Origin of the sequence: Aeromonas sp. DNRA1 (assembly GCF_963888745.1) — a bacterium.
GTDB lineage: Bacteria > Pseudomonadota > Gammaproteobacteria > Enterobacterales > Aeromonadaceae > Aeromonas > Aeromonas hydrophila.
Genome location: NZ_CAWPKQ010000004.1, coordinates 47,540 through 69,585, shown reverse-complemented (window position 1 = coordinate 69,585; position 22,046 = coordinate 47,540). Strand labels below are relative to the sequence as shown.

The 22,046-nt window shown below is 60.6% G+C and carries 20 protein-coding genes; 8 read left to right on the top strand and 12 right to left on the bottom strand.

Annotated elements, in window-relative coordinates; all coding sequences use genetic code 11:
• Positions 1-4: 4 nt before the first annotated feature.
• From nadC to yacG, 8 genes are all read left to right on the top strand, one after another.
• Entirely contained in the window at positions 5-862 is an 858-nt protein-coding gene (gene nadC / locus AACQ43_RS13895) for a carboxylating nicotinate-nucleotide diphosphorylase (RefSeq protein WP_168967641.1), read from the top strand.
• 322 nt (positions 863-1,184) lie between these two features.
• A complete protein-coding gene (gene tapA / locus AACQ43_RS13890) occupies positions 1,185-1,613 on the top strand; it encodes a type IVa pilus major pilin TapA (protein WP_076361967.1) in 429 nt (142 codons plus the stop codon).
• A gap of 3 nt (positions 1,614-1,616) precedes the next feature.
• On the top strand, positions 1,617-3,323 hold the full coding sequence (gene tapB, locus AACQ43_RS13885; RefSeq protein ID WP_168967640.1) for a PilB family type IVa pilus assembly ATPase TapB: 1,707 nt from the start codon (positions 1,617-1,619) through the stop codon (positions 3,321-3,323).
• 115 nt (positions 3,324-3,438) lie between these two features.
• The gene (locus AACQ43_RS13880; RefSeq protein WP_168967639.1) at positions 3,439-4,680 is read left to right on the top strand and encodes a type II secretion system F family protein; all 1,242 of its coding nucleotides are present in this window, start codon (positions 3,439-3,441) and stop codon (positions 4,678-4,680) included.
• Positions 4,681-4,702: 22 nt separating this feature from the next.
• Positions 4,703-5,575 (top strand): prepilin peptidase, encoded by an 873-nt coding sequence (locus AACQ43_RS13875; RefSeq protein ID WP_168967638.1) that lies wholly within the window; start codon positions 4,703-4,705, stop codon positions 5,573-5,575.
• Between the two features lie 18 nt (positions 5,576-5,593).
• Positions 5,594-6,208: a dephospho-CoA kinase gene (coaE, locus tag AACQ43_RS13870; protein WP_168967637.1), complete on the top strand. Its 615-nt coding sequence runs from the start codon at positions 5,594-5,596 to the stop codon at positions 6,206-6,208.
• 37 nt (positions 6,209-6,245) lie between these two features.
• Positions 6,246-6,968 (top strand): cell division protein ZapD, encoded by a 723-nt coding sequence (gene zapD, locus AACQ43_RS13865; RefSeq protein WP_168967636.1) that lies wholly within the window; start codon positions 6,246-6,248, stop codon positions 6,966-6,968.
• Between the two features lie 9 nt (positions 6,969-6,977).
• Positions 6,978-7,172 (top strand): DNA gyrase inhibitor YacG, encoded by a 195-nt coding sequence (yacG, locus tag AACQ43_RS13860; RefSeq protein WP_005305661.1) that lies wholly within the window; start codon positions 6,978-6,980, stop codon positions 7,170-7,172.
• Positions 7,173-7,231: 59 nt separating this feature from the next.
• Here the strand turns inward: yacG and mutT are convergent, their stop codons facing one another.
• The 12 genes from mutT to murD all read right to left on the bottom strand — a co-directional run bounded on the left by mutT (position 7,232) and on the right by murD (position 22,043).
• Positions 7,232-7,645: an 8-oxo-dGTP diphosphatase MutT gene (mutT, locus tag AACQ43_RS13855; protein WP_016352173.1), complete on the bottom strand. Its 414-nt coding sequence runs from the start codon at positions 7,643-7,645 to the stop codon at positions 7,232-7,234.
• Between the two features lie 8 nt (positions 7,646-7,653).
• A complete protein-coding gene (locus AACQ43_RS13850) occupies positions 7,654-8,838 on the bottom strand; it encodes a tetratricopeptide repeat protein (RefSeq protein WP_168967635.1) in 1,185 nt (394 codons plus the stop codon).
• A gap of 74 nt (positions 8,839-8,912) precedes the next feature.
• Positions 8,913-11,633 (bottom strand): preprotein translocase subunit SecA, encoded by a 2,721-nt coding sequence (secA, locus tag AACQ43_RS13845; RefSeq protein WP_168967634.1) that lies wholly within the window; start codon positions 11,631-11,633, stop codon positions 8,913-8,915.
• Positions 11,634-11,692: 59 nt separating this feature from the next.
• Positions 11,693-12,598: a M23 family metallopeptidase gene (locus AACQ43_RS13840; protein WP_016352175.1), complete on the bottom strand. Its 906-nt coding sequence runs from the start codon at positions 12,596-12,598 to the stop codon at positions 11,693-11,695.
• Positions 12,599-12,738: 140 nt separating this feature from the next.
• Positions 12,739-13,662: a UDP-3-O-acyl-N-acetylglucosamine deacetylase gene (gene lpxC, locus AACQ43_RS13835; RefSeq protein ID WP_011707578.1), complete on the bottom strand. Its 924-nt coding sequence runs from the start codon at positions 13,660-13,662 to the stop codon at positions 12,739-12,741.
• A gap of 101 nt (positions 13,663-13,763) precedes the next feature.
• A complete protein-coding gene (gene ftsZ / locus AACQ43_RS13830) occupies positions 13,764-14,915 on the bottom strand; it encodes a cell division protein FtsZ (RefSeq protein WP_005305686.1) in 1,152 nt (383 codons plus the stop codon).
• A 40-nt stretch (positions 14,916-14,955) separates the two neighbouring features.
• Positions 14,956-16,215, bottom strand: coding sequence for a cell division protein FtsA (gene ftsA, locus AACQ43_RS13825; RefSeq protein ID WP_005305690.1), 1,260 nt, complete (start codon positions 16,213-16,215; stop codon positions 14,956-14,958).
• Positions 16,196-16,948: a cell division protein FtsQ/DivIB gene (locus AACQ43_RS13820; RefSeq protein ID WP_017409434.1), complete on the bottom strand. Its 753-nt coding sequence runs from the start codon at positions 16,946-16,948 to the stop codon at positions 16,196-16,198. The genes ftsA and AACQ43_RS13820 overlap by 20 nt, the downstream gene beginning before the upstream one ends.
• 97 nt (positions 16,949-17,045) lie before the next feature.
• Positions 17,046-18,500: a UDP-N-acetylmuramate--L-alanine ligase gene (gene murC / locus AACQ43_RS13815; protein WP_010635950.1), complete on the bottom strand. Its 1,455-nt coding sequence runs from the start codon at positions 18,498-18,500 to the stop codon at positions 17,046-17,048.
• Positions 18,497-19,582: an undecaprenyldiphospho-muramoylpentapeptide beta-N-acetylglucosaminyltransferase gene (gene murG, locus AACQ43_RS13810; RefSeq protein WP_029302060.1), complete on the bottom strand. Its 1,086-nt coding sequence runs from the start codon at positions 19,580-19,582 to the stop codon at positions 18,497-18,499. Before murG ends, murC begins: the two co-directional genes overlap by 4 nt.
• A complete protein-coding gene (gene ftsW / locus AACQ43_RS13805; RefSeq protein WP_168967633.1) occupies positions 19,582-20,763 on the bottom strand; it encodes a cell division protein FtsW in 1,182 nt (393 codons plus the stop codon). The genes murG and ftsW overlap by 1 nt, the downstream gene beginning before the upstream one ends.
• Positions 20,760-22,043: a UDP-N-acetylmuramoyl-L-alanine--D-glutamate ligase gene (gene murD / locus AACQ43_RS13800; protein ID WP_168967632.1), complete on the bottom strand. Its 1,284-nt coding sequence runs from the start codon at positions 22,041-22,043 to the stop codon at positions 20,760-20,762. The genes ftsW and murD overlap by 4 nt, the downstream gene beginning before the upstream one ends.
• Between the last annotated feature and the right edge of the window lie 3 nt (positions 22,044-22,046).

Below are 22,046 nucleotides of genomic sequence, written 5' to 3'. Positions count from 1 at the left end.
AGGCATGCTACAACAGGACATCCGCCGCGCCGTGCGCGCCGCACTACTCGAAGACTTGGGCGATTCCCTCACCCCGTTGGATCAACCGGATGCCAGCGCCGACATCACGGCTCAGCTGATCCCGGCGGATCGCCTCGCCAGCGCCAGGGTCATCACCCGCGAGGCTGGCGTATTTTGCGGCCAGTCCTGGGTCGATGAGGTGTTTGTCCAGCTTGGTGGCGAAGTCAGAGTTGAATGGCTGGTACAAGATGGCGAAGTGCTCTCCCCCAATCAGGAGCTGTTTCGCCTGCACGGCCCGGCCCGCGTGTTGCTGACCGGTGAGCGCAATGCGCTGAACTTCGTGCAGACCCTCTCCGGAGTGGCCTCTCTTACCGCTCGCTACGTGGCCGAGCTGGCAGATACCGATTGTCGGCTGCTCGATACCCGCAAGACCCTGCCAGGACTGCGCAGCGCCCAGAAGTACGCAGTCACCTGCGGCGGCGGCAAGAATCACAGGATCGGCCTATTCGACGCTTACCTCATCAAGGAGAACCACATTCTCGCCTGTGGCGGCATCTCTGAAGCAATCAACGAAGCCCGCCGTCTCAACCCGGGCAAACCGGTAGAGGTAGAAGTCGAATCCCTGGTCGAGCTGGAGCAGGCATTGGCTGCAAGCGCCGACATAGTGATGCTGGATAACTTCGACATTCCCATGATGCGCGAGGCGGTTGCCCTCAATCAGGGCCGGGCCAAGCTGGAGGTTTCAGGTAACGTCACACTGGATACCCTGGCTGACTATGCCGCAACCGGGGTCGATTTTATCTCGGTCGGTGCCCTGACCAAGCATGTCCGGGCCCTGGATCTCTCGATGCGATTCATCTAGCCGAAGAGGCATCATCATGCCCCCATCTTGTCGCGGACATATAACAAGATGAAGGACTTGCAAAAGGCGCCACGGGCGCCTTTTCTTTAAAGCAGGATCCCTCGGCAAAGGAGTGTGAGATGGACCCATCCCCGCCAGTAACAAAGAGTCGATAGGGACTCTTTACCCATGATTTATATCAAATTTTTCTCAAATGACAGAAAGATCGTTAACAAAGGCCCCGACCTCTGTTGCCAAGCCAAACAGCTCGGATAAGATACTGACGTGTGGATAGTTTTCCACCGGCACTTCCCAGGAACCAAGGACAAAAAGGATATTTGAAATGAAGAAACAATCAGGCTTTACCCTTATCGAATTGATGATCGTGGTCGCGATCGTCGCCATCCTGGCCGCCATCGCGCTGCCGGCGTATCAGACCTATACCCAAAAAGCTCGTTTTACCGAGGTCATTTCAGCCACCGGTCCATTCAAAACAGCTATAGAGATATGCGCACAAACCGTCGGCTCTCTTGGCGGATGTGATGCAGGCTCTAATGGCGTGCCTGCCGAAGTTTCCGGGGCCAATGGTAATGTCCAATCTGTTAAAGTGGATACGACAACAAATGCAATAACAGCAGAAGGCGTAGCTGCGTCGTTCGGTGGCACAGCATATACGTATATATTGGTTCCAACTCTCACTTCAGGAAAAGTCACTTGGGCTGCTAACCCTTCCGGAACCGTCGGCACATGTGTGGGCGCAGGTATCTGCTGATACATGACCTCTAGCCCCAATAGCGGCCTGGCATTAAGCCTGGCCGCCTCTTCCCTGCTCAGTGAGTCCGACTCACAACGCTATCTGAGCCAAGCCAAGGCCCAGCGCAAGCCCTTTGTGACCTTTCTCATCGAAAACGAAATCCTCGATAGCAAGGCTCTGGCCGACTTCTGCGAGCTGGAGTATGGGGTACCTCTGCTGGATCTTGCCGCCTTCGACCTGGCCGAGATCCCGCAGAAATACCTCAATCAGAAGCTGATTGAAAAACATCACGTCCTGCCCATCTACACCCAGGGCCACACCCTCTATATCGCCATGTCGGATCCCACCAATGTGTCTGCACTGGAGGATTTCGGCTTCAGCTTCGGGTTGCATACCGAGGCACTGCTGGTAGAGGAAAATAAGCTCACTGCCGCCATCGGCAAGCTGATGGAGAGCGATCAGGATGCCCTCGGCATGGAGGACATCGACGAATCCGAGATCTCCGAACTGGAAGTCTCGGATGAGGGCTCGCGGCTCGACGAGAGCGTCAATACAGCTGACGATGACGCCCCCATCGTCAAATACATCAACAAAATCATGATGGATGCCATCAAGCGTGGAGCCTCCGACCTTCACTTCGAGCCCTATGAGACCAAATACCGCATCCGCTTTCGGATAGACGGGATCTTGCATGAGATAGCAACCCCACCGGTCAATCTGGCCAACCGCTTCTCGGCACGCCTCAAGGTGATGGCACGGCTCGATATCGCCGAGCGACGACTGCCCCAGGATGGTCGCATCAAGCTCAAGCTGTCGCGCAACAAATCGATGGATATGCGGGTCAACACCCTGCCCACCATGTGGGGCGAAAAGATCGTTATCCGTCTGCTCGACTCCTCCGCTGCGCGCCTCAATATCGAGCAGCTCGGTTTTGACGATCGGCAAAAGGCGCAATATCTGCGTGCTCTCTCGAAGCCTCAGGGCATGCTCCTGGTGACCGGCCCGACTGGTTCTGGCAAGACGGTGTCGCTCTACACCGGCCTGAACATTCTCAACACCACAGAAGTAAATATTTCGACCGCCGAAGACCCGGTGGAGATCAACCTGCCAGGGGTCAATCAGGTACAGGTCAATCCCAAGGCGGGGCTCACCTTCGCCAGTGCCCTGCGCTCCTTTCTGCGCCAGGATCCCGATGTGGTCATGGTGGGTGAAATCCGGGATCTGGAGACCGCCGAAATTGCCATCAAGGCCGCCCAGACCGGCCACCTGGTGCTCTCCACCCTGCACACCAACTCGGCGGCGGAAACGCTGACCCGGATGATGAACATGGGGGTGCCCGCCTTCAATATCGCCTCCTCGGTCACCCTGATCATGGCTCAGCGGCTGGCGCGCAAACTGTGCGATCACTGCAAAGCCCCCGAAGTGGTGCCAGAGGCTGAACTGCTTGAGCTGGGTTTTACCCAGCAGCAGCTGGCCGCAGGCTTGCGACTGTTCAAACCGGTTGGCTGCAAAGAGTGCTCGGGTGGGTACAAGGGCCGGGTCGGCATCTACGAAATCATGCTGATGTCTGAAAACATCGCAAAATTGATCATGCAAGGGGCCAACTCTCTGCAGATTGCCGCCATCGCCCAGAAGGAGGGCATGCGCACCTTGCGCACCTCTGGCCTTGAGAAGGCCCGCCTGGGGGTAACCAGTCTGGCGGAGATAAACCGGGTAACAACCAACTGACAGAACCTTTCGCTCAGCCGATTCATCCAGGTGCCGCCGGCCCTGGCGATTTCCATCAGGCCGAGGCTGCTTCTCCTCATGACGAGCAACCCGAGCCCCATTGCAGGACGCAGTGATGGCAACGCTAACCCAGAAACAAAATGCCCCCAAGAAAGTCTTCGCCTTTCGCTGGAGCGGGGTGAACCGCAAGGGCCAGAAGGTCTCCGGCGAATTGCAGGCCGACAGCATCAACACGGTCAAGGCAGAGCTGCGCAAACAGGGTGTCAACGTCACCAAGGTGAGCAAGAAGAGCCAGGGGCTCTTCTCCAAGGGCGGCGCCAAGATCAAACCGATGGACATCGCCGTCGTCTCCCGCCAGATCACCACCATGCTGTCAGCCGGCGTACCTCTGGTCCAGAGCCTGCAGATCATCGCTCGCAGCCACGAGAAGGCGGCCATGCGTGAGCTCATGGGCCAGATTGCCGCCGATGTGGAGACCGGCACCCCCATGTCCGAAGCGCTGCGCCGCCATCCCCGTCACTTTGACGATCTCTACTGCGATCTGGTGGAGGCTGGCGAACAATCCGGCGCTCTGGAGACCATCTACGATCGTATCGCCACCTATCGCGAGAAATCGGAAGCCCTCAAGTCCAAGATCAAGAAAGCCATGTTCTACCCCACCATGGTCATCCTGGTGGCCATTGTCGTCACCTCCATCCTGCTTCTATTTGTCATTCCCCAGTTCGAGGATATCTTCAAGAGTTTCGGCGCCGAGCTGCCCATCTTCACCCAGTTCGTCATCAGCATCTCCCGTTTCATGCAGAACTGGTGGTATGTGATCTTTGGCGGCATAGCGCTTGCCATCTTTCTCTACGTGCGCGCCTGGCGCACCTCCCAGAAGGTCAAGGACAACACCGACAAGTTCATACTGACCATCCCCGTGGTCGGCATGATATTGCACAAGGCCGCCATGGCGCGCTTCGCCCGCACCCTCTCCACTACCTTCTCCGCCGGTATCCCACTGGTGGATGCACTGATCTCTGCGGCAGGCGCCTCTGGTAACTATGTCTACCGCACTGCCGTCATGGCCATTCGTAACGAGGTGGTGGCCGGCATGCAGATCAACGTGGCTATGCGCACCGTCGATCTGTTCCCGGACATGGTGATCCAGATGGTGATGATCGGCGAGGAGTCTGGCGCCATCGATGATATGCTCTCCAAGGTCGCCACCATCTTCGAACAGGAGGTAGACGACTTGGTCGACGGCCTCACCAGCCTGCTGGAGCCTCTCATCATGGTGGTGCTGGGGGTTCTGGTCGGCGGCATGGTGGTCGCCATGTATCTGCCCATCTTCAAACTGGGATCGGTGATCCACTGATCCCCCATCAATCCGAGACTCAATGTTGATTATCACTGACGTTTTTCACAGCCTGCCCTGGCTCTATTTCTCGCTGGTATTTCTCTTTTCCCTGATGATCGGCAGTTTTCTCAACGTGATGATCCATCGCCTGCCCATCATGCTGGAGCGGGAGTGGCAGGCCGAATATCTCGGCTATTTCAATCCGGAAACACAGCCGCAGCAGGAAGAACGCTACAACCTGATGGTGCCGCGCTCTGCCTGTCCCCATTGCGGCCACGCCATCACGGCCATGGAGAACATCCCCCTGCTCAGCTGGCTCTGGCTCAAGGGGCGCTGCCGTGAATGCCAGGCCCCCATCTCGGCCCGTTATCCCCTGGTAGAGCTGCTGACGGCCCTGCTCTCGCTGGTCGTCGCCGCAACATACCCACCGGGCTGGGGCTTACTGGCCGCCCTGCTGCTCACCTGGGTACTGGTGGCACTCACTTTCATCGATCTGGACAAGATGCTGCTGCCGGACCAGCTGACCCTGCCACTGCTGTGGGGCGGTCTGCTGTTCAATCTGACTGGGGGATTTGTACCGCTGGCCGATGCGGTGATCGGTGCCATGGCTGGCTATCTGGTGCTCTGGAGCCTCTACTGGGCCTTCAAGCTGCTGACCGGCAAGGAAGGGATGGGCTATGGCGACTTCAAGCTGCTGGCGGCGCTGGGCGCCTGGCTCGGCTGGCAGGCACTGCCCATCGTGTTGCTGCTCTCTTCGCTGGTTGGCGCTTTCATCGGGATTGGTCTCATTCTGCTGCGCAACCATCATCAGAACAAACCCATCCCCTTCGGCCCCTATCTGGCCATCGCCGGCTGGATCGCGCTGCTGTGGGGCGATACCATCACCCGCTGGTACCTCACGACGTTTCTCTGACCAAGGCAGCACTGACCCATGTATGTAGTCGCAATCACCGGCGGAATTGGCAGCGGCAAGACCACGGTTGCCAATCAGTTTGCCGAGCTCGGCATCGAAGTAGTGGATGCGGACATCATCGCCCGCGAGGTCGTAGAGCCCGGTACCCCGGCTCTGGCCGCCATCGCTACCCATTTTGGCCCAGAATTCATCACCCCCGATGGCCAGCTCGATCGCCGTCGGCTGCGTGAGCGGGTCTTCACTGACCCGCAGGCCAAGGGCTGGCTCAACGCCCTGCTCCACCCCCTCATTCGCACCGAAATGCAGCGCCAGTGTGCCGCCGCTCGCTCCCCCTATTGCTTGCTGGTAGTGCCCTTGCTGGTGGAAAACCGGCTCACGGCACTGGCCAATCGGGTACTGGTGATCGACGTGGACGAAGCGACCCAGATTGAGCGTACCTGCCGCCGGGACGGCGTGAGCCATGAACAGGCCCAAGCCATCCTGGCCGCCCAGGCAAGCCGGGCCGAGCGACTGGCGGCAGCCGACGATGTGCTGGACAACCAGAATGGCACGCCCGAGGCGATAAAGAGCCGAATTTTAGCACTGCACGAGACATATCTGGCATTTGCCTCTCAACAAGCCAGCCAACTGTGAGTACACTAGGCCGGTTTATGGCTGGCCAGGATTAGGCATGATTTACGATTTTCCCCTCAATGAAAAAAGCCGGACCTATCTTCGTCTGGAGTCCCTGTTTTCCCAGATCCGCGACAATCTGGAGAGCGACCAGTCCTGGGCACATATCGCCTTTTTCAAGGGGCTGTTCGACCTGCAGGAGTTGCTGGAACGCGGCGACCTGCGCGCCGATCTGATCAAGGATCTGGAGCGCCTCGGCCAGCGCCTGAGCCACTGGGCCAGCTTGCCCGATGTCGACCTGGAGCAGATCAGCCAGATGCAGCAGGAGAGCGCCCAGCTCTCCCGCAACCTGCTGAGTGCCCCGCGTCCCGGTGCCCGCCTGAAAGAGGATCGGCTGCTCGGCTCCATTCGCCAGCGCTTCTCCATTCCGGGCGGGTTATGCGCCTTCGACGTGCCGCAACTGCACCACTGGCTCGCTACCCCTGCCATCGCCCGTCATCAGCAGATGCAGCTGTGGCTGAGCGACATCAATCTGTTGATGAACGCCATCTCCCTGCTGCTGCGGTTGTGGCGTGAGTCCGGCAACTTCAGCAAGCAGGTTGCCGTCAACGGTTTCTTCCAGGATACCGCCGAGAGCGCCGAGCTGATCCGTATTCGTCTGACTGGCACCCAGCAGTGCTACCCCACCCTGAGCGGCCACAAGAACCGGTTCGCCCTGCGTTTCCTGCCCACCACTGAGCAGCAGATCGGTGATGTCCCCTTCCAGCTTGCCTGCTGCTAAGGAGTATTCATGGTGACCAAAGTAAAGTGCCCGACCTGCCAAACCGAGCTGGAATGGGGCCCGCAAAGCCCGTTTCGGCCGTTCTGCAGCAAGCGCTGCCAGCTGATCGATCTCGGCGAGTGGGCCGACGAGGAGAAGCGGATCCCGGGGGAAATAGACCCGGAGCTGCTGCCCTACCCCGAAGAAGGGGAGCAGTGGCAGTAAGCCAGCAAACAAAAAGGGCCGATACGGCCCTTTTGTTTTGGTATGCACTGCGGCTCACATCAGCCCTGTGCGGCCAGCGATGCCTGCAGGCGCGTCACAATCGGGCCATTGGCGTCGGGGAAGTGGTACTCGTGCAGCGAAGCCAACGGCACCCAGCGACACTCCTGCCCCTCCTTGCCAAACGGCTCGCCGCTGAAGCGGGTCACCTTCCAGATATCCAGCAGCACCTGCTTGTCCGGGTAGTCGTGATGCAGTTCCATGAAGGGGGCGCAATCCTGTACCCGGATCCCGATCTCTTCCCACAGTTCGCGATCCAGCGCGGTAAGCAGATCTTCCCCGGCTTCCACCTTGCCGCCGGGAAACTCCCAGCGATCCCCCTGATGGCGATCGGCGGAGCGCTTGGCGATAAAGATATCGCCCCGTTCGTTCTCGATGACGCCGACCGCCACCCAGATCCGTTTCTTCTGTTCCATCATTGTCCTCAACGTAAACACGGCAAACGGGCAATCCAGGGCGCCAGCCGACGGGCCTGCGGCTCCCTTTGTGCCGTAAAGATATCCTGTCCCACATGCTCGCTCCCGCCAGGGGCGGGCTGCGGCCAGGGTATGGCGCCTGACGGCGTGAAGCAGCGATCGTGCACCAGACAGCTCTGCGAGAGATAACCCCAGAGCCGGTCGCGCAAAAACCATTGATCGATGTTCGGCGTCTCCATCACGTCGGGCTGATAGCCTTCGAGCAGGGGGGACAACGGCGGCAATACGCCAGCCACCCCGCCCCACATCCCTGCCAGCACCAGATCGGTATGGCTCCACCAGTCGCGCATGATATGAAACCAGCGGGTCGATGCAAGCCACTCCTGCACTGCCAGTCGCTCGCGCACGCCCGGCACCGAATCCACATCCCGCACCAGGAAGCGCCCCACCAGTGGATCATTGGCCACCTGGAAACGCCAGCACAGACGCTGTCGCAAAGGCTGACCGGCAGGTTGCAACAAGAGCTCGACCCCCAGTTCGCGCAGCGCAGCGAGCAACTCGGCCGGCACGCTCTCATCCACGTAGAAACGTACTCGCCAGCCCGGGTAGAGATAGGCCGCCGCCAGCACATTGTCGATGGCCCCCCGCAGATAACGGGGAGCACTACCCCACAGGGAAAAAGCGATGACATCCGGTTTGCGACTGCCATCGGCCAGCCAGACGGCCGGTTCTGCCGCAGGCAATGACCAGGATGGTGGCGCCTTGCCCGCCGACCAGGCCTTGAGGGTTAATGAGCGGGTTCCCGCTAGGGCAGCCTCATCGTAGCGAGCCAGCTTGGCCAGCGAGGCGCAGAGGGCATCCAGCGCGTGGAAATCGTCGGGGGCGCGCTGTAGCAAGGTCTGCAAGCGTGCCACTGCCAGCTCGTACTGACCAGCCCGCGACAGACAAGCGCAGAGGTTGCGCAGCACCTCGTCATTGCCGGGTTCGGCCTTGTGAGCCATCTCCAGCACCTGCGCCGCGGAAGCCGGGTCGTCGCACAGAAAGAGGTAATAGGCAAACTGCAGCTGCAAGGCTACCGGCTTGGCCGTGCTGCCGTTAAGCCGGGCCAGCAGTTGCTGGATGGCAACCTGGCGCTGGCCCGCCAGCCAGCTGTTGTGGGCAATAGTATCCCATCCTGTCGGCATCTTGCTCATCGCACGGCTCTCCTTCTTTGCCTGCCGGAAATGAATGCACCGCCCGGAGGCGGTGCATCATCGTCATTGCGCTATCAGGTCAACTGACCGTGGCAGTGCTTGTATTTTTTGCCTGAACCGCATGGGCAGGGGTCATTGCGTCCCACCTTCTGCTCGTCCCGCACGAAGGTAACCGGCGCCGCTTCGGCCTGGGACTCGTCGTCAGCCAGTTGGTTGTCGGCCGCGGCATGGGTGTAGGTGCGGGGAGCGGCTTCGGCCTGCTGGCGCTGCTGCTCTTCCATCGCCTCCACATCGCGCTCCTGAACCTGTACCCGGCTCAGGATGCTGACCACGTCGCGCTTGAGGGTTTCCAGCATCTGGGTGAACAGATCGAAGGATTCGCGCTTGTACTCCTGCTTGGGGTTCTTCTGGGCGTAACCACGCAGATGGATGCCCTGACGCAGGTGATCCATGGCCGCCAGGTGCTCTTTCCACAGGCCGTCCAGGGTTTGCAGCATCACCGCCTTCTCGAAGTTGCGCAGCACCTCCTTGCCGACCAGCTCTTCCTTGTGGGCGTAGAGCTTGGTGGCTTCATCCAGGATGCGCTCGCGCAGCTTCTCTTCATAGAGCTTGTCGTCTTCCGCCAGCCACTGCTGCAACGGCAGATCCAGCGCGAAATCGGACTTCAGGCGGGCTTCCAGACCCGGCACATCCCACATCTCTTCCAGGGACTGCGGCGGGATGTACTCGTCGATGATGGCGCCATAGACATCGTCACGGATGACATGGATGGTCTCGGAGATGTCGCTGGTGTCCAGCAGCTCGTTGCGCTGCTCATAGACCACCTTGCGCTGGTCGTTGGCCACGTCATCAAATTCCAGCAGGCTCTTGCGGATGTCGAAGTTACGACCTTCCACCTTGCGCTGGGCGTTTTCGATCGCCTTGGTCACCCACGGATGCTCGATGGCCTCGCCCTCTTCCATCCCCAGCTTCTTCATCATGCCGGTGACGCGATCGGAGGCGAAGATCCGCATCAGGGTATCTTCCATGGAGAGGTAGAAACGGGAGGAACCCGGGTCGCCCTGACGACCGGAACGGCCGCGCAGCTGGTTGTCGATACGACGAGATTCGTGGCGCTCGGTACCGATAATGTGCAGACCACCGGCGGCCAATACCGCATCGTGACGCACCTGCCAGGCCGCTTTCAGCTCGGCGATTTGTGCCTCGGTCGGGTTCTCCAGCTGGGCGATTTCCGCTTGCCAGTTGCCACCCAGCACGATGTCGGTACCACGACCGGCCATGTTGGTGGCGATGGTGACGGCGCCGGTCTGACCGGCCTGGGCGACGATCTCCGCTTCCATGGCGTGGAACTTGGCGTTCAGCACCTTGTGCGGGATGTTTTCCTTGGTCAGGATGCCGGAGAGCAGCTCGGAGTTCTCGATGGAGACGGTACCGACCAGCACCGGCTGGCCGCGCTCGACGCAACCGCGAATGTCTTCGATGATGGCGGCATATTTCTCGTTGGCGGTCAGGTAGACCAGATCGCCCATGTCCTTGCGCACCATTGGCTTGTTGGTTGGGATAACCACGGTATCCAGGCCATAAATCTGCTGGAATTCAAAAGCTTCGGTATCAGCAGTCCCCGTCATGCCCGCCAGCTTGTCGTACAGACGGAAGTAGTTCTGGAAGGTGATAGAGGCCAAGGTCTGGTTCTCGTTCTGGATCTTGACCCCTTCCTTCGCTTCAACCGCCTGGTGCAGACCATCGGACCAGCGACGGCCCGGCATGGTACGGCCGGTATGCTCGTCGACGATGACGATCTCGTCCTTCTGGACGATGTAGTCGACGTTGCGCTCAAACAGGGTGTGAGCGCGCAGGCCGGCGTTGACGTGGTGTAACAGGCTGATGTTGGTGGCGGAGAACAGGGAGTCATCCTCGGCCAGCAGCCCCTCTTTCTTGAGCAGCTCTTCCACGAAGATCTGGCCGTTCTCGGTCAGCAATGCCTGACGGTTCTTCTCGTCCACCGTGTAGTGGCCGTCGCCGGTGTACTCTTCAGAGTCTTCCTTGTCCTGCTTGACCAGCAGCGGGATCAGCTTGTTGACGCGGATATAGAGCTCGGAGCTGTCTTCGGCCGGGCCGGAGATGATGAGCGGGGTACGGGCTTCATCGATGAGCACCGAGTCCACCTCATCCACCAGCGCGTAGTTGAGCGGACGCTGCACGCGCTGCTCGGGCGAGAACGCCATGTTGTCGCGCAGGTAGTCGAAACCGAATTCGTTGTTGGTACCGTAGGTGATGTCGGCGGCGTAGGCGTCACGCTTCTGGGACGCATCCATGCCAGGCACGTTGCAGTCGACTGTCATGCCGAGGAAGGCGAACAGCGGGCGGTTCGCCTCGGCGTCACGCTTGGCCAGATAGTCGTTCACGGTTACCACGTGCACGCCGCGACCGCTCAGAGCGTTCAGGTAGGCCGGCAGGGTCGCGGTGAGGGTCTTGCCTTCACCTGTCTTCATCTCGGCGATGCGGTTGGAGTTCAGCACCATGCCACCGATCAGCTGGACGTCGAAGTGACGCATGCCGAACACCCGGCGAGAGGCTTCACGCACGGTGGCAAAGGCCTCCGGCAGCAACTGCTCCAGTGTCTCACCCTGCTCCAGACGCTGACGATACTCGGCCGTCTTGGCCTGCAGCTGTGCATCGGACAGAGCTTCGAACTGAGGCTCCATCGCATTGATCTGTTTTACAATTTTGCGCAGAGCCTTGAGCGTTCTGTCGTTCCGGCTGCCGATAATCTTGGTAAGCAGTGTGCTAATCATGGGTACCAACTATTTCTGGTTATATAAGTGTTCCGTCACTGGAACCTGGAGAAAAAAACCTAACCCCGTCTGGCATTGAGAAAACGCGCGGGGTCCACCTGACGACCATCTTTCAACACTTCGTAATGCAAATGGACCCCGGTCGCGCGACCGGTGCGTCCCATCAAGGCAATTTTCTGGCCCTCATCGACCAGGGTGCCCACTTCGACCAGCAACTTGGAGTTGTGGGCATAGCGGGTCACCAAACCATTGCCGTGGTTGATCTCCACCATGTTGCCAAATTCCGGATGACGGCCCGCCCAGCTCACAACCCCTGGGCCCGTCGCCAGAATGGGGGTGCCGGGCTTGCCACGGAAATCCACCCCTTTGTGCATCTTGGCGCGACCGTTGAACGGATCGACCCGACCACCGAAGCCAGAGGAGACCCAAACCCGCTCCTGCTTGACCGGTGTTCCGGAAATAAAGCCGGCATCGGTTATATGGTGATTCATGATGAAAGATTCAAGTACCGACAGCTGCTCTTCACGACTGCTGAGCTGCTGGCTGAGATGCTTCATGGAGTCCTGCAGCTCGTTGAGGCTGACTTCCAGATCCGCATCATAGGAGGGGCCGCCCATGGGAGGCAGCTCCTTGAAATTGAACTCTTCGGGATCGAGGTCGGCCTTTTCGGTCAGCCGCTCGCCGAGCGCGTTGAGACGACCCAGCTGCCCCTGCATGGTGCCCACCTGGGCAGCCAGCATGGCAAGCTGTTCGCGGGCTTCATCAGCCCCTTGCGTGGATTTTTGCTGTTCGGCCATGGCCAGCGCGACTTCCAGCGCCTCCATTTTTTGATGCCAGCTCTGCCAGAGCCAGCCACCACTCAGGGCCAATACAGTGAAGAAGATACCGCCGACCCAGGCCAGACGTTGTTTCGGTAAGTGCAACTTGCGTCGCTGCTTGCCATTGAGGATCAGGGTAATGCTCATAGAAATCAGTCTGCTCGGTCAGGTGTGGCCATTGGCCCGCACGGGAAATAAAACCGGGAGATAATCGGTATTACAGAATGGAGTAAACAAATGACGGAACGTCGGTGCGGAGAGAGGACCGACGTTCCGTTGCACAGCTATCAGGCCAGAACCAGACCGTTATCGTAGTAAGCGATGGGCGCTTTGTCGCCCTCACCCTCGAAGGTCACCAGTTCCCAGGCCTCCTGCTTGGCCAGCAAGGCACGCAGCAGCTTGTTGTTCAGGGCATGGCCGGTCTTGTAGGCACGGAATTCGCCGATGATGCTGCGGTTACACATGTAAAGGTCACCGATCGCATCCAACATCTTGTGTTTGACGAATTCATCTTCATAGCGCAGACCATCTTCGTTCAGTACCCGGTAGTCATCCAGCACCACGGCGTTTTCCAGGCTACCGCCCAGCGCCAGGTTCTGGGAACGCAGGTACTCGATGTCACGCATGAAACCAAACGTACGAGCACGGCTGATCTCTTTCACGAAAGAGGCACCGGAGAAATCCAGCACGCAACGCTGATTGCGTCCTTCAAATACCGGATGCTGGAAGTCGATCTCGAGATCCATTTTGAAGCCGTTGCGATAGGGGTGGAATTCCGCCCACTTGTCGCCGTCTTCAACCCGGATGCTCTGCTTGATCCGCACAAACTGCTTGGGCGCATTCTGTTCACGGATACCGACTTCTTGCAGCAGGTAGATAAAGGGGTGCGCACTGCCGTCCATCACCGGGATCTCGGGCGCATCAACCTCGACATAGAGGTTGTCGATACCCATCCCGGCCAGCGCGGCAGAGAGGTGCTCAATGGTAGAGACTCGGACACCGGCTTCATTGACCAGAGCGGTACAAAGCACGGTATCACGCACCTGATCGGCATTGGCTGGCAGCTCAACCACAGGATTCAGATCGGTACGCAAGTAAACGATCCCTGTGTTAACAGGCGCCGGACGGAACGTCATTGTGACTTTCCGGCCCGAATGCAGGCCGACACCGGTGGCCTGGACACTCGTTTTCAAGGTTCTTTGTCTAATCATGGGCGTATCCGCTTAACAGCTCAAATTCCTGACCAGATGGTCGTTGCCGGGCCATCTTAGCACATTCCTTAAGCAACAAACAAACCAGCGTCATTAGAGGCTTAGTCAGCTTGCTTGCGCAGGAACGCAGGAATATCGAGATAATCCGGTTCGCGACGAGCTTGCGGCTCGGCGTTGACCACCTTGGCCGGGGCCTCTTCCATCACGCGAGACTGCAGGGCTTCGCTGATCAGGGGCTGACGGGCCGGACGCTCTTGTACCATGTTGTTCTTCACCAGGGTGATGTCGGGTTTGCGCTCAGCACCGATACCGGTGGCAACCACGGTCACGCGCAGTTCGTCGTGCATTTCCGGGTCGATTACGGTACCCACCACCACGGTGGCGTTCTCGGAGGCGAAGGCCTTGACCGCGTTACCCACGGTTTCGAACTCTTCGATGGTCATGTCCATACCGGCGGTGATGTTGACCAGGATGCCACGGGCACCGGCCAGATCCACGTCTTCCAGCAGTGGGCTGGAGATGGCTTTCTCGGCCGCTTCTTCGGCGCGATCATCACCGGAGGCGGAACCGGTACCCATCATGGCGGTACCCATTTCACGCATCACGGTACGCACGTCCGCGAAGTCGACGTTGATCAAGCCCGGACGGGTGATCAGCTCGGCAATGCCCTGTACCGCGCCAAGCAGTACGTCGTTGGCAGCCTTGAAGGCGTCCAGCAGGGAGATGCCGCGGCCCAGCACCTTCAGCAACTTGTCGTTGGGGATGGTGATCAGGGAGTCGACGTTCTTGGACAGCTCTTCGATGCCGTGAGCCGCGAAGCCCATCCGCTTCTTCCCTTCGAAGGAGAACGGCTTGGTTACGACAGCAACTGTCAGGATACCCATCTCGCGGGCAACTTCGGCCACGATCGGTGCAGCACCGGTACCGGTACCGCCACCCATGCCGGCGGCGATGAACACCATGTCGGAGCCAGTCAGCAGCTCGCGCAGCGCTTCCCGATCTTCCATGGCCGCATCACGACCCACTTCCGGATTGGCTCCGGCACCCAGACCCTTGGTGATGCCACCGCCGATCTGCAGGGTTGTGTTGGCGCTGGAGTTACGCAGAGCCTGGGCGTCGGTGTTGACGGTAATGAATTCAACGCCTTCGATGTTTTGACGAACCATGTGCTCGACCGCGTTGCCGCCGCCGCCACCCACACCAATCACTTTAATGACGGCTTCGTCAGTGTGGCTATCCATAAATTCAAACATGTTGTCTCTCCGCTTTATTTGCCTGACTCAGCAAAATCTTTTAGAACTCGCCACGCAACCAGTTGCTGACCCGTTTGACCAGCCCACCTACGCTTGCCTTGGCGGCATATTCCTTGCTACTACCGGTGGATTGATGGGTGCGGCCATACTGCAGCAACCCGACCGCGGTCGAGTACACAGGCGCCTGCACATAATCACTCAATCCCCGGATATTCATGGGCTCCCCTACCCGGACCTGGCTCTGGAAGATCTGCTCTGCGCACTCCACAATGCCTTCGATCTGGGCAGCGCCGCCGGTCAAGACCACACCGGCTGCAAGCTGATGCTTGACCCCCTGCGCTTTCAATTCGCTTTGTACCCGCACCAGCTCATCATTCACCATGGAGAGCAACTCGGTGTAACGGGGCTCAATCACTTCAGCCAGTGTCTGCCGCTGCAGGCTGCGCGCCGGACGACCGCCGACACTGGGTACTTCAATATTGTCTTCCTTGCTGACCAGCCGGCCGAGGGCGCAGCCATAGCGCACCTTGATCGCCTCCGCGTCCAGCGGCGGAGTGCCGAAGGCATAGGCGATGTCGCTGGTCACCGTGCTGCCGGCGTACGGGATCACCTTGGTGTGACGCAGGGCACCGCCGGTAAACAGCGACATGTCCATGGTGCCGCCACCGATGTCCACCACGCAGACACCCAGCTCCTTCTCGTCCTCGGTCAGCACGGCGTAACTGGATGCCAGTGCGGAGAAGATCAGCTGATCCACCCGCAGACCCACCTTCTCCACGCATTTCTCGATGTTGCGAGCCATGTCGTTGTGGCAAGTGATCAGGTGCACCTTGGCCGCCATCCGCACGCCGGAGAGGCCGACCGGGTTCTTGATCCCTTCCTGGTAGTCGATGGCGAACTCCTGGGGCAGCACGTGAAGAACCCGGAGCTCATCGGACAACCGTACCGACTTGGCGGTGTGGATGACGTTGTCCACGTCTTCCTGAGTCACCTCTTCGTCGGAGATGGGCACCATGCCGGTTTCATTGCGACAGTCGATATGCTTGCCGGACAACCCCAGATAGACGGAGCTGATCTGGCAGTCGGCCATCATTTCAGCCTCTTCCACCGCGCGACGCAGGGACTTGACCACGGAATCAAGATCGTTGACCCCGCCCTTGTCCATGCCGCGAGAGGCGTGACTGCCCATGCCGATGACATTGAGCTCACCGTCTGGCAGCACTTCGCCAACCAGAACCGCCACCTTGGTTGTGCCGATATCCAGCCCGACAATCAGATTTCTATCTGCGGTTTTGGTCATTCACTTTCTCTTCGTTCTTCTTCCAGCCAACTGCCATTCCGGTGTCGTATCGAAGATCCACGTAAGCAACCCGCTCACGAGGTTCGATGACCGGAAAGGCATCGATAAACCGCTGCAGTCGAAGCGCGATATCCGAGCGCCCCAAAAACAGCTGAATGTTGCCATCCAGGGTCAGTTCCCAGGCATGGCGGGGGGTCAGATTCACCCCCAGCAGCTTGTACCCTCTGGCCGCCAGCTGCGCCTCGTATTGGCGGCTGGCCTCCAGCACCTTGACGGCCTGATCTTCTGGCCCGGACAGCTGCATCAGAGGGGTCTTCACCCTGTCCGGCGCACTGAACACCTCACCCTTGGTGTTGACGAAGCGGTTACCATTCCAGCGGGCCGCAACCGCCTGTTCGGTGAGGTAGACCTTGATCTTGTTGGGCCACTTCTTGCGTACCGAGACCTGGGCCACCCAAGGCAAGGCGTTCAAGCGCGCCTGCAATTCGTTCACATCCAACTCGAAGAAGTTGCGCAACTCGGCGCCATCCAGCACGGCGCTGCGCAGTTCATCGGTTTGCAAATACTGGTGTTGCCCCTGCAGCAACAGCTCGCTCATGGGCAACCGATTGGCATCCGTCAGCCAATCTTTAACATCCAGCGCGGTCTGGTAGAGGCCCCACATGACCAGGATGAAAAATCCCACCCCGGCGATGAAGCCCCCCTTGGTGCGCCCTTGTGCCCTTGCCTCCACCCGATCGATCCCCGTTTAACGCGCCATGCCGGCCCTTTGCAGACCGGTTCGCCATTATATAGGCCCCGGCTTGGCGGTCAAAATACTCATTGGGCCCTCAGGCGCCGGATTTCATGCTCTCGATGCTCAATTTCATCTCGCCGAGACGGCGAGCCAGTGCGCCGACGTTCCCTGCCCCCTGGGTCAGTACCAGATCGCCCTCGCCGACCAGCCCGGCCAGCACCGCCGGCACATCGTCCGGCGTCGCGACAAAGATGGGCTCCAGGCTGCCGCGGGAGCGGATGGAGCGGCACAGGGCACGGCCATCGGCGCCCGGAATCGGCTCTTCACCGGCGGCATAAACCTCCAGCATCACCAGCACGTCCACCTTGGAGAGCACATCCGCGAAATCTTCGTAAAGATCGCGGGTACGGGTATAGCGGTGCGGCTGGAACACCATCACCAACCGCTTTTCGGGCCAGCCGGCGCGAGCTGCGTTGATGGTGACCTTGACCTCGCTCGGGTGGTGACCGTAGTCGTCCACCAGCATTGCCTTGCCGCGACCGGTCTCGAACTCGCCATATTGCTGGAAGCGGCGACCCACCCCTTCAAACTTGGCCAGCGCCCGGATGATGGCATCATCGCCGATCCCGTCCTCGGTGGCGACCGCAATCGCCGCGGCGGCATTGAGCGCGTTGTGGATACCGGGCAGGTTGAGAGTCACCTCCAGCTCGCCGGCATCTTTGCGGCGTACCCGGAAGCGACTGCGGTTGCTGGTCTGCACGAAGTCCAGTACCTGCACGTCGGCATCATCACTCAGGCCGTAGGTGATGGTAGGACGAGCGATCTCCGGCAACATGCCGCGGATCACCGGATCATCCACGCACACCACGGCCAGCCCGTAGAACGGCAGGTTGTGCAGGAAGTCGATGAAGGTGGCCTTCAGCTTGGAGAAGTCGCCACCATAAGTATCCATGTGATCCGCTTCGATGTTGGTCACGATGGAGACCATCGGCTGCAGATGCAGGAAGGAGGCGTCGCTCTCGTCCGCCTCGGCAATCAGATAGCGGCTGCTGCCCAGGCGGGCATTGGTGCCGGCGCTGTTGAGCAAACCGCCGATGACGAAGGTCGGATCCCGGTCCGCTTCGGCATAGATGCTCGCCACCAGACTGGTGGTGGTGGTCTTGCCATGGGTGCCGGCGATGGCGATGCCGTGGCGGAAGCGCATCAGCTCGGCCAGCATCTCGGCGCGGCGCACCACGGGAATGCGCAGCTCGCGGGCGGCCAGCAGCTCGGGGTTGTCCTGCTTGATGGCGGTGGAGACCACCACCACGCTCGCCTCGTTCACGTGCTCGGCACTGTGACCGACGAAGATGTGGGCGCCAAGGGACTCGAGTCGCTCGGTCACCGCATTGCGGGCCAGATCCGAGCCGGTTACCTGATACCCTTCGTTGGCAAGTACTTCGGCGATACCCCCCATCCCGGCACCACCAATGCCGATGAAGTGGATGCGACGCACGCGGCGCATTTCAGGGATAACGGTACGCAGTTTTGCCAGTTCAACCTTGGTCATAGTTCTCTCTCAATCTGCCCGGTCGCCAGGCGTTTGCACTCGTCGGCAACCCGCTCTGCGGCATCGGTAATGGCCACGCGACGGGCGGCCTGGGCCATGTTCAATAGGGTTTCCCTGCGCCCGGCAAGCCAGGAAAGACGGGCAGCCAGCGAGGCTGTCGTCAGCTCGGATTGGGGCAGGAATTCAGCCGCACCGCCATCGACCAGGGTCAGGGCGTTGCGGGTCTGGTGATCATCCACTGCGTGAGGCAGCGGTACAAAAATGGCGGCGACCCCGGCGGCAGCCACTTCGGAGACGGTCAGCGCCCCCGCCCGGCACACCACCAGATCGGCCCAGGCGTAGGCATCGGCCATATCCTTGATAAATTCGCTCACTTCGGCCGCAACGCCCTCTTTGGCGTAGGCTTCGGCCACGGCATCCCGATTGCCCTTGCCGCACTGGTGACGCACCTCGATGGGCACGCCGGCCGCCGCCACCGCTGGCGGCACCTGCTCGTTGAGCACCCGGGCCCCCAGGCTGCCACCGACGATCAGCAGCCGCAGTGGCTCTGCCCCGCTGCGCAGTTGAGGATCCGGCAGCGCCACCACTTCGGGGCGTACCGGGTTGCCCACCACGGCGGTGCGACGGCTCGGCGCGAAGGCGCCCGGAAATGCCATCAGTACCCGCTTGGCGAGGCGAGCCAGCAGCTTGTTGGTCAGGCCTGCGGCAGCATTCTGCTCGTGCAGCAGCAGCGGAATGCCGGACAGCCAGGCCGCCACGCCACCCGGGCCGGAGGCAAAGCCACCCATGCCGAGCACCACGTCGGGACGAATGGTCTTGAGCACCCGGCGCGCCTGCAGCACGGATTTGACGATGCGATAGGGCGCCACCAGCAGACGCTTGATGCCGTTGCCACGCACCCCCTGGATATCGATGAAGGAGATGGGGTAACCATGGGCAGGCACCAGCTCGGCCTCCATCCGGTCGGCGGTGCCGAGCCAGTGAATGGTCCAGCCCTGGGCCTTGAGGCGATCAGCCACGGCCAAGCCGGGGAACACATGGCCCCCGGTACCGCCTGCCATCACCAACAGCGTCTTGCTCACTAAACCTCCCGCACGCGCGCCTGGGCACTGGCCTGGCGCAACTCGAAATCGATACGAATCAACATGCTCACCGCCACCATCATGATGATGAGGCTCGAACCACCATAACTGACCAGCGGCAGGGTCAGCCCCTTGGTCGGCATCATGCCGCTGGCTGCCCCCACATTGACGAAGGTCTGGAAGCTGAACCAGATGCCGATGCCAATGGCCAGATAGCCTTCATACAGTCGCTCAGCCACCAGCGCCTGGTGCCCCAGCTTGAGCGCCTTGATTGCCAGCGCAAAGATGAGAAACAGCGCACCCAGCACGCCCACATAGCCCAGCTCTTCACCCAGGATGGCGAACACGAAGTCGGTGTGTGCCTCCGGCAGGTACTCCATCTTCTGGATGGAGTTGCCGAGCCCCTCGCCAAACCAGCTGCCACGGCCGAATGCCATCAGCGACTGGGTCAGCTGGTAGCCGCTGCCGAACGGATCGGCCCAGGGGTCGAGGAAGGAGGTCACCCGCCGCATCCGGTACGGCTCGGCGATGATCAGGGTCACCACGGCGCTCACCCCCACCAGGATGAGACCGATGAACTGCACCAAGCGGGCACCGGCCAGAAACAGCATGCCGAGCGAGGTGACGAACATCACCACCACCGAACCCAGATCAGGCTGGGCCAGCAGCAGGATGGCCACCACGAACAACACCGCCATCGGCTTCATGAAACCGATGAAACGCTCGCGTACCTCGCTCTGACGGCGTACCAGGTAGCCCGCCAGATAGACGAACAGTGCCAGCTTGCCGAACTCGGCCGGCTGCAGGTTGAAGGGGCCAAGCGGCAACCAACGCACCGAGCCGTTGACGCTGCGGCCCACCAGCAACACCAGCACCAGCATGACGATGGCCAGCAGCAGCATGGGGCCGTTGTAGTGCTGCCAGCGCGCCATCGGCACCTGCAGCACGAACCAGGAGATGCCGAGCGCCATCAGCAGAAACAGGCCGTGACGCTTCACGAACATGAAGGGATCGTTGTTGATGGCGATCCCCTCTGGAATCGAGGCGGAGGCTACGATCACCAGACCCACCGCCATCAGCGCCAGCGCCAGCACGACCAGCTGCCGGTCATAGAGACCGGCAGGGCGCGCCGGCAACAACCAGCGCTGCAAGAAGCCTGCGACTGCGCGAAAGGCGTTCATAACTTCTGTACCAGCTCGGTGAAACGATCACCGCGCGCTTCGAAAGACTTGAACTGGTCCAGGCTGGCGCAGGCCGGCGCCAGCAGCACCCAGTCGCCGGGTCTGGCATCGGCAGCCGCCTTGGCGACCGCTGCATCCAGATCCGCGGCCCGCTCGGTCTGCTCGCCCAACGCCAGCAGCACCTCGGCATCCTGGCCGAAACAGTACATGTGATCGATCTGGCTGCCGAGCAGCGCCTGCACCGGGCCGAAATCCTGGCCCTTGCCCTGACCACCGGCCAGCAGCAGCAGACGGCCCTTCACCGATTCGCGCACCCCGGCAACGGCAGCCAGTGTCGCCCCCACGTTGGTGGCCTTGGAGTCGTTGATCCAGCGCACCCCGTTCACCTCCCGCACGAAGCGGGCACGGTGGGGCAGCCCCTCGAACCGACGCAGCACTCGCAACTGCGGCTCGCGCGGGATGCCGACCGCATCGCACAGGGCCATGGCGGCCAGTGCGTTGGCCTGATTGTGGGCGCCGACGATCTTCATCTCGTCCACCGCCAGCAACGGCTCGCCGTGCAGGGTCAGCCAGTGACGGCCATCCAGCTCGCAGCGGCCATAGCCGTTGCAGTCAAGGCCGAAGCTCTGCCACACATGGCCCACGTCGGGCAGGGTCTGGGCATCGTCGCGATTGATCAGGATGTGCTGGGAGTGCTGATGAATCTCCATCTTGGCGGCGCGATAGTCGGCCATGCCCTGATAGCGATCCATATGGTCCTCACTGAGGTTCAATACCACGGAGGCGGCGGCGCGCAGGCTGTGGGTGGTCTCCAGCTGGAAGCTGGAGAGCTCCAGCACGCAGAGATCCATCGGCTGCTTGAGCAGCTCCAACGCCGGCGTGCCTATGTTGCCACCTACCCCGACCTTGAGGCCGGCTTCGGCGATCATCTCGCCCACCAAGGTGGTGACCGTGCTCTTGCCGTTGGAGCCGGTGATGGCGATCACCGGCACCTGGGTCTCGCGCACGAACAGCTCGATGTCGCCGACGATGCGCACCCCGAACTCGGCGGCCGCTTGCAGTTCGGGCGTTGCCAGGGCTATGCCCGGGCTCGCCACTATCATGTGCGCCTGCTTGAGCAGCTCGCCATCCAGCCCGTGGATGAGTTCCACCTCGGCAGGCAGTTGATCCCTGCCGGGCGGGTTGGCGCGGGTGTCCATCACCAGCGGCGTCACGCCACGGCCGAGGAAATAGTCGACGCAGGAGAGTCCGGTTTTGCCGAGTCCGATGATGATGACCATGGC